14 protein-coding genes are annotated in these 14290 nt (G+C 61.7%); 10 read left to right on the top strand and 4 right to left on the bottom strand.

All coding sequences use genetic code 11. The features are described from left to right. Window positions 1–73: 73 nt before the first annotated feature. Genes FEZ60_RS03885 through FEZ60_RS03850 form a run of 8 tightly spaced genes read left to right on the top strand, consistent with a single transcriptional unit; the run spans window position 74 to window position 7725 of the window. The gene (locus FEZ60_RS03885) at window positions 74–955 is read left to right on the top strand and encodes a branched-chain amino acid ABC transporter permease (protein ID WP_033231997.1); all 882 of its coding nucleotides are present in this window, start codon (window positions 74–76) and stop codon (window positions 953–955) included. A gap of 3 nt (window positions 956–958) precedes the next feature. Next, a complete protein-coding gene (locus FEZ60_RS03880; RefSeq protein ID WP_052683551.1) occupies window positions 959–2083 on the top strand; it encodes a branched-chain amino acid ABC transporter permease in 1125 nt (374 codons plus the stop codon). After that, the gene (locus tag FEZ60_RS03875) at window positions 2080–2883 is read left to right on the top strand and encodes an ABC transporter ATP-binding protein (RefSeq protein WP_092807805.1); all 804 of its coding nucleotides are present in this window, start codon (window positions 2080–2082) and stop codon (window positions 2881–2883) included. The genes FEZ60_RS03880 and FEZ60_RS03875 overlap by 4 nt, the downstream gene beginning before the upstream one ends. Beyond that, on the top strand, window positions 2876–3652 hold the full coding sequence (locus tag FEZ60_RS03870; RefSeq protein WP_172935547.1) for an ABC transporter ATP-binding protein: 777 nt from the start codon (window positions 2876–2878) through the stop codon (window positions 3650–3652). The genes FEZ60_RS03875 and FEZ60_RS03870 overlap by 8 nt, the downstream gene beginning before the upstream one ends. Then, complete coding sequence (locus tag FEZ60_RS03865) at window positions 3652–4224, top strand: NAD(P)H-dependent oxidoreductase (RefSeq protein WP_172935546.1); 573 nt, start codon at window positions 3652–3654, stop codon at window positions 4222–4224. Before FEZ60_RS03870 ends, FEZ60_RS03865 begins: the two co-directional genes overlap by 1 nt. Window positions 4225–4226: 2 nt before the next feature. Continuing rightward, on the top strand, window positions 4227–5369 hold the full coding sequence (locus tag FEZ60_RS03860; protein ID WP_172935545.1) for an alpha/beta hydrolase: 1143 nt from the start codon (window positions 4227–4229) through the stop codon (window positions 5367–5369). Between the two features lie 14 nt (window positions 5370–5383). Beyond that, the gene (locus tag FEZ60_RS03855; protein ID WP_172935635.1) at window positions 5384–6949 is read left to right on the top strand and encodes a long-chain-fatty-acid--CoA ligase; all 1566 of its coding nucleotides are present in this window, start codon (window positions 5384–5386) and stop codon (window positions 6947–6949) included. Beyond that, window positions 6946–7725, top strand: coding sequence for an IclR family transcriptional regulator (locus tag FEZ60_RS03850; RefSeq protein ID WP_033232001.1), 780 nt, complete (start codon window positions 6946–6948; stop codon window positions 7723–7725). The genes FEZ60_RS03855 and FEZ60_RS03850 overlap by 4 nt, the downstream gene beginning before the upstream one ends. Window positions 7726–7885: 160 nt before the next feature. Here the strand turns inward: FEZ60_RS03850 and FEZ60_RS03845 are convergent, their stop codons facing one another. The 4 genes from FEZ60_RS03845 to FEZ60_RS03830 all read right to left on the bottom strand — a co-directional run bounded on the left by FEZ60_RS03845 (window position 7886) and on the right by FEZ60_RS03830 (window position 11247). Next, complete coding sequence (locus FEZ60_RS03845; RefSeq protein WP_172935544.1) at window positions 7886–9325, bottom strand: ABC transporter substrate-binding protein; 1440 nt, start codon at window positions 9323–9325, stop codon at window positions 7886–7888. Between the two features lie 451 nt (window positions 9326–9776). Next, window positions 9777–10145, bottom strand: coding sequence for a nuclear transport factor 2 family protein (locus FEZ60_RS03840; protein WP_095886327.1), 369 nt, complete (start codon window positions 10143–10145; stop codon window positions 9777–9779). Beyond that, window positions 10142–10711 carry a VOC family protein gene (locus FEZ60_RS03835; protein WP_151531434.1) on the bottom strand — a complete coding sequence of 190 codons (570 nt, stop codon included), beginning with the start codon at window positions 10709–10711 and terminating at the stop codon, window positions 10142–10144. Before FEZ60_RS03835 ends, FEZ60_RS03840 begins: the two co-directional genes overlap by 4 nt. 167 nt (window positions 10712–10878) lie before the next feature. After that, window positions 10879–11247, bottom strand: coding sequence for a DUF4440 domain-containing protein (locus FEZ60_RS03830; RefSeq protein ID WP_172935543.1), 369 nt, complete (start codon window positions 11245–11247; stop codon window positions 10879–10881). Window positions 11248–11511: 264 nt separating this feature from the next. Here FEZ60_RS03830 and FEZ60_RS03825 point away from each other — a divergent pair, with 264 nt between their 5' ends. Both FEZ60_RS03825 and FEZ60_RS03820 read left to right on the top strand, forming a co-directional pair. Then, entirely contained in the window at window positions 11512–12351 is an 840-nt protein-coding gene (locus FEZ60_RS03825; RefSeq protein ID WP_092807819.1) for a helix-turn-helix domain-containing protein, read from the top strand. 280 nt (window positions 12352–12631) lie between these two features. After that, window positions 12632–14290 carry a long-chain-fatty-acid--CoA ligase gene (locus FEZ60_RS03820; protein WP_172935542.1) on the top strand — a complete coding sequence of 553 codons (1659 nt, stop codon included), beginning with the start codon at window positions 12632–12634 and terminating at the stop codon, window positions 14288–14290.

The raw sequence follows: 14290 nt of genomic DNA, 5'->3' as shown, positions 1-14290 counted from the left end.
TCACAGGACGGCGGCGGGCGCCTTGGCGGCGCATCAGGACAATTACTGTTCGACTAAAGGAGTAGAAGGGGCTATGGCGCTCTTCTTGCAGCTCGGCTTCCAGGGGATAGCCCTAGGAATGGTCTACGGACTGATCGCCCTCGGGTTCGTGATCATGTACAAGGGCTCACACACATTCAACTTTGCCCACGGAGAGATCGTGGCGCTAGGCGCCTACACGGTGCTGGCCTTGATGGCCTTCATGCCCTGGGGGCTGGCGTTCCTCTTCGCGGTCGTCATCATGGTGGTTCTCGCGGTCCTGATCGAGGCGGTCTTCTTGCGCCGCATGGTCGGAAAATCTGTTACCACCGTGGTTCTCGCGACGCTGGGTATCTCGATCATGCTTCACCAGGCGATCTTGATGATCTGGGGCGTCGGCACACATGGCTCGGCCGGTCCTGTCGGTTCAGGCACGGTGACTGTCGGCTCGGTAGTGCTGCCGTGGAGTGGCATTGCGACAATCGGCACCTCCGTGGTGGTTCTCGCGGGGCTGGCCTATTTTTTCCAGAAGACACCGTACGGTCTGGCGCTTCGTGCGACCGCCAGTCACCAGGAAGCGGCACTGGCGCAGGGAATCGATGTGCGACGGATGTTCGCACTCTCGTGGGGACTTGCGGCGTTCCTTGCCGTGGTGGCCGGTGTCTTCTTGGCGTCGTTCCCTCGGGTTGTGTCTCCGGCATTGGGTATCGTTGCGCTGCTTGCTATTCCCGCGATCGTGATCGGCGGCATGGACTCGCTGGTAGGTGCGATTGTCGGCGGCCTGATCGTCGGACTGATTCAGGTGATGGGTTCTTACTACCTGTCGGACATCGGGGGCGGCCGACTCCATGAGGTCTTGCCCTACATCGTCATGTTTGCCGTGCTGGTGGTCCGGCCCTACGGACTCTTCGGCAGTAAAAGCATTGAAAGGGTCTGACCGATGACAACAACTCTCGAACCCGCACCCATCGACGACGACACCGCAGGTGTTCCCGCCGAAGTCGTGCGGACCAAGAAGCGAAGCACGCGGGTGTGGGTTGCCGTGTGGGTCGTGGCGATGCTCGTTGTGCCGTGGGTGGTGCAGTCCGATCTCTGGATGGGCGTGGGAATCTTTGCGCTGATCGCGGCGGTCGGCGCACTCGGCATGCAGGTCATCACCGGATTTGCCGGTCAGATCTCGATGGGCCACGCGGTATTCATGGCGATCGGCGCTTACACCTCGGCCTGGCTCGGAGTCGACGAGGGACTCCCAGTCTGGGTGTGGTTGCCCGCAGCCGCTGTAGTTGCCGGACTCGCCGGTGGGGTGGTCGCTCCGGCGGCAGTCCGAATCCGCGGGCTCTACCTGGCGGTTGCGACGTTGGCCCTGATTTTCATCGGCACCTATGTCTGGGAAACCTGGACCAGCCTGAGCGGCGGAGTCAATGGTCGGACGGCCCCTGCGGTGGAGATCAACGGGCAGGACCTGCTGGACGGCTACTGGTCGTCGGGAGGCGAGGAGATCCTGACCTCGTTCCAGGCGTGGTGGTATTTCGCCCTGGCAGTGCTGCTCATCGTCACTGTGCTGACGTGGAACCTCAAGCGTTCGCGCCTAGGTCGCGCCTTCATGGCGGTCCGTGACCGGGACATCGCGGCGGGCGTTGCCGGCATACCTGTGACCAGAACCAAGGTCGTGGCCTTTGTCATCTCTTCGGCGTTCGCCGGTGTCTCCGGTGCGCTGCTCGTGTCCTACATGGGCTACTTCACGCCGAGCCAGTGGACGATGATGGTCTCCGTCGACTTCATCGCGATGGTTGTCATCGGTGGTATGGGCACGGTGGCAGGCGCGATCCTCGGCGCATTCTTCATCAAGGCGATGCCTGAGATGGTGAATGTGCTGTCGCCGTACCTTCCGTTTGTCTCGAAGGACGCGAGCGCCGACGGCGGCGTTACCGCGCCTCTGCTCTCACAGTTCTTGTACGGCCTTGTGATCGTGCTGGTCCTCATCTTCGAGCCCAAAGGATTGCTCGCGCTCTTCAAGCGGCCCATCGACTGGATCCGAGCCCGAATCTCCGGAGGTAGCAAATGAACTCGCTGGTCATCGACAGCCTCAGTGTCCGCTACGGCGCAGCCTCGCTGGCCCTCGAGGATGTGAGCCTGACGGTTCCCCAAGGCCAGATCGTCAGCCTCCTCGGGCCGAACGGTGCGGGCAAGTCGACGTTGATGCGGGCGGTGTCGGGTCTGCTCGGCGTGCACGGCGGCACCGTTGCCTCGGGCAGGGTCGAACTGCTGGGCAACGACGTCACCAACGAGCGCTCGTCGAAGCGCGTGAAACTCGGCCTCGCGCAGGCCCTCGAGGGTCGACAGGTGTTCCCTGGACTCACCGTTGCCGAGAATCTCGCGAGCGGCGCTTATGTCCGTCGCTATCGCAAGGCCCAGGAACTCGAAGCGCGTGAGCGGGTGCTGCACCACTTCCCGCGTCTGGGTGACCTGATGCAGCGCAAAGCCGGTTACCTCTCGGGCGGAGAGCAGCAGATGCTCGCGATCGGTCGGGCGATGATGTCCCAGCCGAAGGTGCTTCTGCTCGACGAGCCGAGCCTCGGCCTGGCACCGAAGATCGTTGCTGATGTCCGAGACGTGATCGTCGACATCAACAAGGAAGGGACCTCCATCCTGTTGGTGGAACAGAACGCGGCAATGGCGATGGCAATTGCGCAGTACGGATATGTCCTCGAAGGTGGCCGCGTCGTCAAGGAGGGCAAGGCGGAGGACCTGCGCGGCGACGCAGAAATCGCAGAGCTGTACCTGGGTGCTTCGGCAGTGGGCGCAGCTGAGCCGCCGGCACAGGCCACGGGAATCGATACCGAAGGGGTGATCCAGCATGTCTGATCCGCGTGCCGATCTGTTGGAGATCAACGATCTGTCCCTGAGCTTCGCCGGGGTAAAAGCCATTGACGGCGTGAGCTTTTCGATCGCCGAGGGCGAGCTGTTCTCCGTCATCGGCCCGAACGGTGCGGGCAAGTCCTCGCTGTTCAACTGCATCTCCGGTGTCTACGCACCACAGTCCGGTTCCGTGAGCTTCGCGGGAGCCGAAATCCTGGGCTTGCCGGCGCACAAGATCGCGAAAAAGGGCATTGCCCGGACCTTCCAGAACGTGGAGGTCTTTCCCGCGATGACGGTGCTGGACAACCTCTTGCTTTCGCGGCACAACGCGATGCGCGCGGGAGCCTTGGAGAACATGCTGTGGCTGGGCCGCGCAGCGCGGGAGGAGAAGGCCGCGGTGGAAAAGGTTCGCGAGGTCGCTGCGCTGATGAACATCGAGCATCTGGCAGACACCCCTGTCGGATCACTACCGCACGGCACGCAGAAGCGCATCGAGTTGGCGCGAGCACTTGCAATGGAACCGCGGCTGATCATGCTTGACGAGCCCGTCGCCGGCATGAATCACGACGAGTCCGCCGAGATGACGGAAACCATTGTGCAGGTGAACCGAGATCTCGGTGTTGCCATTTTGCTCGTCGAGCACGACATGAAGATGGTCATGGGCATCTCGAACCGCGTCTGTGTTCTCAACTTCGGTCAACGAATCGCCCTCGGCAAGCCCGCCGACGTTATCCGCGACGACGCTGTCGTCGCGGCCTATCTGGGAGCTGCATGATGAAAGACGGAAAATTTGTAATCTGCGCGATTGCAGGCAGTCTCCGCGCAGACTCGTGGAATCGCAAACTTCTCGAGGCGACGGCGGCAATGGCGCCGGACGACGTCGAGGTGCGGATCACGAAGCTGCTGGGCGAGATCCCGATGCTCAACGAAGACGATTTCGGTAACGAGGCGAACAGCGTCCATGCGCTGCGCGCCGAGGTCGAAGCCGCTGATGCCCTGCTCATCGCGACACCCGAATACAACGGCGGCATCCCTGGTGTTCTGAAGAACGCACTCGACTGGCTCTCACTTCCACTCGGACGCTCGGTGCTCGAGCGTAAGCCGGTGGCGCTGATGGGCGCGACGCCTGGCCGCCTCGGCACAGCGCGCAGCCAGTTCGAATTGCGTCACACCTTCGTCTTCTCGCGGTCCCCAGTGTTGCCCGGGCCGGAGATTCTCCTCAGCTTTGCCCCCAATCACTTTGACGAGCAAGGCAGATTGACGGATCCCATCGTTCTCGAGCGGGTCGAGTTGATGTTCACGCACCTGAAGAAATACGCAAGTCTCAACGAATACGAGGTTGTCTAACCATGACCGGCACCACCAGCCCGACCGTCCACAAGGAATTTGTCAGCAGCGAGTCACCAGGCGCTAAGCGCGCGGGTGCCGGCGGCTACCCGTGTCAGGGCATTTATTACACGCCGGCCGGTAAGAAGCCGCGCATCGCAATGATCGCTACGCATTACCAGATCGATTTCTCGGAGCACTACATCGCCGAGTTCATGGCTGCGCGAGGTATTGGATTCCTGGGTTGGAATACTCGCTACCGCGGTTACGAGGAACTGTTCAATCTCGACCAGGCTTTGGTCGACATCGGGGTAGGCGTGCGCTGGCTCGAGGAGCACGCAGGTGTGGATCAGGTTATCCTGCTCGGCAATTCCGGAGGCGGCTCGTTGATGGCGGCCTACCAGGCGCAAGCGACCTCGCCGTGCATCCGTCCCGCCCGCGACATGGAACCCGCAGAGGGAATCAACGACCTCATCCCCGGAGCTGCCTACATCTCCCTCGCCGCGCACGGCGGTCGGCCCGACGTGCTGACCGCGTGGCTGGACGCAGCAGTCGTCGACGAAAACGACCCGACTCTGACCGACCCCGAACTTGATCTGTTCAACCCCGAGAACGGTCCGCCGTACTCCGCGGAGTTCATCGAGCGGTACCGCGCTGCGCAGGTTGCCCGCAACCACCGGATCACCGCATGGGCGCAGGAAGAGCTGGCCCGGATTACCGCCGCGGGTTACAACGACCGGCACTTCGGAGTCCCGCGTACGTGGGCTGACCCCCGGATGGTGGACGCGACGCTCGAGCCCAGCAGTCGGCCGGCAGGCGAGTGCTACCGCGGCCCGACTTCGGTGGCCAACCGCGAGGACCGCGGCATCGGTGCCGGGAGCACGCTGCGGAATTGGCTACACATGTGGAGTCTCGAAGAATCGCAGTGCCGTGCGGAAATGCACATGGAGAAAATCACGGTGCCTTCGCTTGTCATCAACCCTGACGGGGACTCGGGTGTGTTCCCCAGCGACGCGGACGCGCTGTTCAATGCCCTCGCGAGCGAGGACAAGTCGCGCAAGGACCTGCCCGGTGATCACTATTTCCAGGAGCCCGGGGCCCGCGCCGCCGTTGCCGAGGTGATGTGCGAGTGGATTGCGGACCGTTTCCCCAAGGCGCAGTGGTGAATACGACCGTGGACATGGATGACCTGACGCGTGCCCGCCAGCAGCACTGGGTCAGTCAGGTCGCGCGGCATGCATTTGAGCGCGGTGAACAGACGGCCGTCGTCTTCGGCGACCGCCGGATTACCTGGGCAGATCTTCAGCAGCGAGTGGATTCCGTCTCCGCCGCCCTCGCCGAGCGCGGCGTGGCGCACGGGGACCGCGTCGCGTTGCTGATGGGCAACCAGGCCGAGTACATCGAGATCATGATCGCCGCCAACCGGATCGGCGCTATCGCCGTGCCGATCAACTTCCGGCTGAGCGTCGGCGAGGTGGCGTTCACGCTCGACAACAGCGGAGCCGTCGTTCTTTTCGTGGACGAGCAAGCGAGCGACACCGGGATCGCTGCGGCCGCGCAGGCCGCGGGTCCGGTTCAGGTCTTCCAGGTCGGCAGCGAGGGCTCTGACGGCGCATCGGCGTACGACGTTCTCCTCGCACATTCCGGTTCGGGCAGACCGGTCGCGGCGATCGACGAGTGCGAACCAGCGCTGCTCATGTACACGTCGGGAACCACCGGACGGCCCAAGGGCGCCGTGCTGACGCATCGCAACTTGGCTGCGCAGTCGGCCACGAACGTGATGGCGTTCCGGTTCGAGATGTACGACGAGGTAAGCCTGTGCGCCGCACCGCTGTTCCACATCGGGACACTCGGCCTGGTGGCGCCGGCAATCCTGATGGGCGCCACCATGGTTGTCCTTCCGAGTGTCTCGTTCAACGCGGGGGCACTCCTCGACGTCGCCGAATGCGAGCAGGTCACTTCGACATTCCTCGTACCGACTCAGTGGCAGGCGGTCTGCGACGAGCAGGAGCGGGCGCCGCGCGATCTGTCTCGGCTTCGCGTCAGTTCCTGGGGCGCAGCGCCTGCCACCGATTCGCTGCTTCGCAAGATGAGCGAGGTGCTTCCCGGTGCGTCGAGCATTGCGCTGTTCGGGCAGACCGAGATGTCCCCAGTGACATGTGTGCTCGAGGCCAAGGATTCTCGCCGTAAGTTGGGTTCGGTCGGACGCCCGGTACCCGGTGTCTGGGCACGCATAGTCGACGAAAACATGGTCGATGTGCAACCCGGTGAGGTCGGCGAGATCGTCTACCGTGGGCCGGGACTGATGACCGAGTATTGGAACAACCCGGAGGCAACGGCGCAGGCCTTCGCCGGAGGCTGGTTTCACTCCGGTGACCTGGTACGCAAGGACGCCGAGGGCTTCATCTACGTCGTAGATCGTGCGAAGGACATGATCATCTCCGGCGGCGAGAACATATATTGCGCCGAGGTAGAGAATGCGCTGGCCGGTCACCCCGGCATCGCCGAGGTTGCAGTGATCGGCCAGGCTCACGAAACATGGGGCGAGACCCCGGTCGCGGTGGTCGCACTGAAACCGGGTGCGGCGGAGTTGACCATCGAGTCGCTGCGCGCCTGGGCAGGGGAGAGGTTGGCGCGCTACAAGCTTCCGACCAGCCTCGTGCTGGTCGATATGCTGCCGCGAAACGCGTCCGGCAAGGTCACCAAGAATGTTCTGCGCGCTCCTGCCGTTACGCTACCTGCGTGACCGCAAAGGAAGATACAACTGCGAACCGACCGCAGTACCCGATCGAGTCTGTCGACAACGCCCTGCGAATCCTGCTGCTGCTGGGCGAGCGTCGCAGTATCCGGCTGACCGAGGTGAGCGAGTACCTTTCGGTAGCCTCGTCGACCGCGCACCGACTGCTGGCGATGCTTCAGTACCGCGGATTCGTCCGTCAGGTCGAGGGTTCACGGGCTTACGAACCGGGCCCCGCCCTGACGACGATCGCGTTCGCGGTCCTGCGCCAGACCGACGTCCGGGCGCGTGTACATCCAGTGCTCGAACGGCTTTCGGCCAGCCTGGGTGAGACGGTCCATCTGGCCCGCCTCGACGGGAACACGGTGACCTTTGTCGACTCGGTCGAGAGTGCGCGAGCGGTGCGCGTGGGGTCCCGCATGGGGATGACCATGCCGGCGCACTGCACATCGTCCGGCAAAGCGCTGCTCGCTACGCTCGATGACCGCGCGGTACGCGAGCTGTACCCCGATGAGAAGCTGAAGGGCCTTACGTCACACTCGATTACCAAGCGGTCGGCGCTTCTGCGCCAGCTCGCGGAGGTCCGCCGGGTCGGGTTTGCCACTAGCAACGAAGAGTCCGAGGATGAAGTTACGTCGGTGTCGGTCTCGCTCGGCGAGTACGGCGGGGCGCGCTACACGTTGAACGTGTCCACGCCCAAGAGCCGGATGTCCGACGTGACCCGTGAAGAGATCGCCGCCGCCCTGGCCCAAGCAGTAGACGAGGTTGCAGCATTCTTCCTGTGATCTCTGCACGGAGCGAATCTTCCTGCGCAGCAGGGTAGACCAAGGAGTGCAGCCCCGCCGATCCAATCGATCGGCGGGGCTATTTCTTGTGATCAGAACCAACCCGGCCCTGCCACTTTGCTTTTCGGCAAAGGTGACAGGGCCCGCGAAAGGTTACGGCCTAGTCCGAGATCCAGACCTTGTCGAAGAGCGTCAATCCATCCATGCCCGACTTTGCGTCGTGGACGTTAGGTGCCCAGGTAATGAAGTTTGCGCCCGAACCCAAAGGCAGGATCGGCACATCCTCGTTGAGGATCGTCTGCATCTTCTCGAATCCAGCCCGGCGCTCGTCTTCTGTGCCGGCAGTTTGAATCTGAAAGATCACTTCATCCATAGTGGGATTGCTGTAGCCACTGACGTTTTGACTGGATCCAGTCGTGAGCAGGCCTTGAAGGCGCAGGAGCGGGGCGGAGTCGGGCACCGCTGTGCCGGCGACGCTCACGTCGAAGTCATGGGTGACATAAAAAACTTTGGCGATGTCGTTCTTTGTTGCATTGGGCTGGATTTCGACTTCGAAGCCGACATTTTGGAGCAGCGACTGCATCGCCAACGCCAGGTCGGTCGATGCTGGATCTGACAGCGCGGCGAACGTCAGTTTTCCATCGTATCCGTCTGCTTTTGCCTCATCGACGAGCTTGCGAGCGGCCTCGATGTCCGGAGTAGGACCCGGGATCGACCCATGCATAGTGGACCACTCCTGGAACATCTCGAGTCCCGGCGAGTTCAGGCCCTTCCTGGACCGTTCATTGATCACGGTGGGGTCGATCGCTTTCGCAATTGCCTGTCGGACCCGGATATCGTGCGCCGCACGACCTTCCCTGATATTGAGAAGTCCGTTGTCGACCATGCTTACCGGCTCGTAGTAACCGGGGAAATCGGCCCGCATCGTGTCGATGGCCTCGCCTCCCCTCAGATACGCCATCTGCACCTCACCAGCCTTGAGCGCGTCGACCATCGGCTGCTCGCCTTGAAGGTCTACAAACTTGAGTTCGCCAATTCGCGGCTTCCCGCCCCAATAGTCTTCGCGTGGCGCAAGAACGAGTTCAAATCCGGGATCGACGGACTCAACAGTGAATGGGCCAGCTCCGATCGGTTCGACAAATTTCCCGTCTCTGAACGAGTCGGAGTGGGTAATCATGCCAAAACCTGAGGTCAGGAGGGTCGGGAAGTCACTCCACGGATTCTTCAGGTTATACGTCACGGTACTGGGGTCGGTCGCCTCGACAGACCGCACGTTCGCCCGGAACTGATCGCTGTTCGTGGCATTGCCCTCGGTCATACGATTGGTGCTGGCAATAACGGCCGACGCGTCCAGAGTGTCGCCATTGCTGAACGTGACCCCGTCACGAAGTCTGACGGTCCAGGAGAGTCGATCGGGAGCCTCTGTGATCGACTCGGCTAGCTGAGGCACAATTTCTGCGGATTCTGGATCCCATCGCACCAGGACGTCGTAAATGGCAGCCATTTCCGTACCTCCGAGCCAGGCAGACGTCCTGCCCTTGATCGGGTCAAGGGTATTGGTCAGCGAATGCGATGCATAAGTCAAAGTCGCACTTTCCATAGCGCGTCCCTGATCCGACTGCTCGCCAATCACCCCAGCCCTCACGAGCTTTGGCGCGCCAGTGCCATCCGATGAGCCGGCGGAGGACGCGCATCCGGCGGCTAGGAGCCCGCAAGTCGAAATGAGGGCCAAGGCGGTAAGCGTCCGCCGATAAGTTATTCGCTTCATTGCCATCCTTCGGAGGGTGTGTCTACAGATCTGACTGCGCGTTCACGCTGAGGCTGGGAATTGGATGCCGTCGGCCCCGACGAACCCCAAGGGAGACTCACATCACGTCGAACTTAGCAGAAGTAAGTTCTTTCTGAGAGAAAAATGGGAAGCTGGAGGGGTCGCAGCGGTCTTTTTGTGATCTCGGTACCGAATGAATCTTCCTGCGCAGCAAGGTAGGACACGAAACAGCCCCGCCGAGGGGATTGGATCGGCGGGGCTGTTTCGTGTGATCACGTTCTTTTCAGGCAAAGACCTTGCGGAGTTGGCCTGCGTCCAAATACTCCTCGATACGGCGAACCTTTCCGCTGTCGACAAATACCCGGAAGATCGTGGGGACGTTGACGGTCTTGTCCCCGATAGTCGCCCGGATGACGTGTTGACGCAGGAAGCCGTCCTCGAGGACAGTGCAGCGCGGGTTGTCATAGTGGAACTCGTCGTAGCGCGTGGGAATGCCGGAGAGGATGCGCAGATTGTCCTCACGGGACTGCTCGGCGTTGTCCCAGTTGTGCCAGATTTTCACGTCCGTGTGATAGATCTTGTCGAGGACGGCGACATTGCCGAGAACCAGGGCTCCGAACATCTTCTCGGCGAGATCGAGCATCTCGCTCATTTGGCGGCGCCAGCCGGGGCGCCGAGGCCGCCGTCGGCGGTCCGGGGCGCGTGCTTGACGTCGTCCTCGCGCAATTCGCGAGTCCAGGCCGCGAATTCGAGCAAGATCCCGTCCGGGTCGAAGAAATAGATCGACCGCACGAAGGTCGAGTCGCTCTCTCCGAAACTGATCCCACGCTCGGACATGTCGTGGTTGAGCATCGGTCCGGTCTGGACGCCCTTGGCTTCGAGCTTGGCCTTGTACTCGTCGAACTTGTCGAGCGGGATCTTGAACGAGACGTGATTCATCGAGCCGTGCGCCGACGCGATTTCCTTGCCGATTCCGGGGATGGCCGCGGGTGCCGCGATGCCAGGAGCGTGGGGGGCGGCGTCGGCGAACCAGAAGAACGCGATGAACTGGCCGCCGCCCATGTCGAAGAAGAAATGCTGGCCGCCACCAGGCAGGGAGAGTGTCATGGACAGCTTCATGCCCAGGACGTTGGTGTAAAAGTCGACGGTGCGCTCCATGTCCTGGCACACCAGCGCCAAGTGACATACGCCGCCGAGTTCAAATTCTGTATTTGTCATTTCACACTCTCTTTGCTTTGTGACGCGCATCGCGCCGCTGCCTCGATTCGACAGTATTCCCAAGTGTTCGGTTCGTCAAGATCTATCGATCGCTAGATGACGAACAGATGGCTGATCGTGATCAATGCTTGCGTGATATTCCTTCGAAGGCCTTGTCGCGGTTCGCATCAGCTGAAGACGACGTCAAGCTGGCCACGGTCGAAGTACTCCTCGATGCGGTGGATCTGCCCGCCCTCGACGTACACGCGTAGGACCGCGGGGACATTGACGGTCTTCTTGCCGACAGTCGCCTTGATGACGTGTTGGCGGAGAAATCCGCCTTCGACAGCGGTGTGGCGGACGTCCACATAGGCAAAAGCGTCGTAGCGGCCGGAGATTCCGGCGAGGGTTGCGAGGTTGTCGTCCCGGGATTGGTCGAGGTTGTCGAAGTTGTGCCAGACGGTCACGTCGTCGCGATAGAAGCCGGCCACCGCGTCGATGTCACCACCCTCGACGGCGTTGAAGAACCGGTCTGCGAACTCGAGGATGTCGCTCATTGCGGTGCTCCTGACTGGATGCCATGGAAGGCGTCGAACTTGCGAACAGGGGAAGGGGGGACTGTGACGTACATCGCTCATGTGTCCCATGAGGACCGTATTACCAGCTGTTCGGTTCGTCAAGATCGACCGATCGCTAAATTTCGAACGTCGGCTGACGGATGCGTGCGACAGTGGTTTTATCTCCGTGTCATGACAGATCGTCGTCCGCCATAACGGCCGTCCAACCAGGTGGTCGAGTGTCGGCGGGATAGCGTGGTACTCATGGTGCAGGCGGGACGAATCGTTGGAGACGGGCTCGGAGCCAGGATGCGCGCGGCGAGAATCGAGCGCAAGGTCGGGCTCCGTCAGCTAGCTCAACAAATAGGCATGAGTGCGTCCTCGCTGAGCGAGTTCGAGAACGGGAAGAGCCTGCCGGGTGCGGAGCGCCTCGAGGCACTCGCGAAGGCACTCGGGGTAGAGCTTGATCTGCGTCCACCTGAGCCCATCGGACCGCGGTTCGAGGACTGGCGAGACTTTGAACGGTTGGACCTCACCCCGGTCTTTCGGGCGGCGCTGGATGTCTTTGTGGAAGTGGGCTACCACGCTGCGACAGTCAGGATGATTGCCGACCGGTGTGGCTTGTCGATGGCTGGCGTCTACTACCACGTGGAAAGCAAGGACGCTCTGCTCACCGAACTGCTGCAGGGCGCGATGGCAGAGCTCATAAGCCGATGCGTGGCTGCAGATGCCGAAGCAGAATCGCCTGATCAGCGTGTGGCCAATCTTGTCGAGTGCGTAATCCTGTTCCACACCCACCGACAGGCCTCGGCCGTGCTCGCGTCCACAGAACTCCGTTCGCTCGACGAGCCTGGCAGGTTGATGCATCTGCAGTTACGACGGCAAGTTCGGGAGATCGTCCAGTCGGCCGTGGAGGCCTGCCGTGATGCGGGGCGAGCCGGAACTGTCCCGGCGACGTCAACCGCCACAGCGATCGTCACGATGTGCGTTGCCGTTGCGGATTGGTACCAACCGGGGATCAGCCCGTCGCCGGTCGAAATCGCGAGGGAGTACGCCGATCTTGCACTGGCCATGGTTGATGCAAGATCTACCGGTGCTCGATGACGCATTCGCTCGCCACCTGACGAGATGGTCGAGAGTGTCGTAGCTGCTTCAGGTTTCGGGCTCATTCCTTGACTAACGCACTTGGCCTATGCAATTCTAGGTGCAGAGAGAGCTTCTGCATTGCAGAATAATGCAACTGATGGGCGTTAAGCCTCACCAAATATCAAGTCCAGGCGGCACGTTCAGGGCTCACGACAACCCGGGATGCAGTTCGCGCATGGAGTCAGCATCCGGACCCTCCTAGGTCGCCCGCACTAGCACTGGACCCGAGGAGTGAATAATGACCACAATTGTCAAGGGACACCCGTCGACGAATGACGACTCGTATCAGCTCAACACGACTACGCTGATCCGCCACTCGGCACGTAACTATCCTGAGCGGGAGATCGTCTACCGCACCGGCGACGGCGGATGGGATCGCTACACATACGCCGACGCCTATGCGCGTATCAAGCGGATTGCGAACGCCCTGACCAATCTCGGTGTAGCACCCGGCGATGTGGTGGGGATCCTGGACTGGAACACCAAGCGGCACTTCGAGCTTTACTGGGCCATTCCTGGCACCGGAGCGGTGATGCTGCAGATGAACCTGCGCCTGGCTCCCGAAGATGTGGGTTACGTCGCGACGCACGGCGGCGCGTCCGTCGTCCTGGTTGACGAGAGTCTGCTGAGCGTCGCGGAGTCGGTGGCACCGTTCGCGCCGGAGATTACCTGGGTGGTGATGTCCGACAAGCCTCTCGCAGAGGTTGTCACCACGTTGCCGAATGTGCGCCATTTCGAAGACCTGGTAGCGACTGCGTCGCCGGAGATCGACTGGCCGATGATCGACGAGAGCTCCGCCTACAGCGCCTGCTACACGACCGGGACCACCGGTCGGCCAAAGGGCGTCTACTACTCGCATCGAGCGATCTACCTACACACTCTGACGCAGGCCTCGTCCTACGGGATGAGCGCCGCTGACGCGGTCATGCTGATCACGCCGATGTTCCACAGCCAGTCCTGGGGTCTGCCGCAGTCCGCCGTCTACGTCGCAGCCAAAATTGTTCTCCCCGGACGCTATTCGGCAGGGGACACAGACATGCTGGCGGACGTGATGATCGCCGAAGGTGTGACCGTCGCGAACGGTGCGCCGGCGATCTTCCAGCCGATGCTCGACTACATCAAGACGCTTGATGTCAAACCGGACTTCAGCCGGACCCGTCTGCTGTCCGGCGCTACCGAGCCGGCGCTCACACTCATGCGCGGGTTCTACGACTTGACCGGTGCCGACTTCATTCATGCATACGGGGCTACCGAGACTGCCCCGATGGCTTTCGTGAACTACGGCCGTAAGGTCACCTTGCAGGGCAAGGTCACGGAAGACGAATGGTGGAACATCAAGCGCTATCAGGGTCTTCCCGCGGGGGGTGTCGATGTGCGAATCGTCGATCCCGAAGACAACGACTTGCCGCACGACGGCAACAGTCAGGGCGAGGTCCTGCTGCGGGGACCGTGGATCACCGCGCGATACCACAAGCTTGATGACGACGCCGACCGATTCCTGGACGGTTATTGGCGAAGCGGCGACATCGGGACTATCGATGAAAACGGCTACCTCAAGCTAGCGGACCGGCTCAAAGATGTCATCAAGAGTGGCGGCGAATGGATTTCGTCGATCGATATGGAAAACGCAATCATTGCCCACCCCCGGGTCGCCGAGGCCGCAGTGATCGGTGTCGAGCATCCGAAATGGCAGGAACGTCCAGTCGTCATCATGGTGACCACCGACGGTGAGGACGTCGCGCTGGGCGAGGTCCACGCGCTGCTCGAAGGCGCATTCGCCAAGTGGCAACTTCCCGACACGATCCTGTACGTCGACCAACTCCCACGGACCAGTGTCGGCAAGCTGGACAAGAAGGTTATGCGCGTTCAGCACGGTGACCTCTATCGGAGCGTCTAG

Source organism: Rhodococcus sp. MS16 (genome assembly GCF_013277795.1).
Lineage (GTDB): Bacteria > Actinomycetota > Actinomycetes > Mycobacteriales > Mycobacteriaceae > Rhodococcus_F > Rhodococcus_F globerula.
The sequence above is the reverse complement of the archived record's forward strand: the minus strand, read 5'-3'. Positions and strand labels throughout refer to the sequence as shown.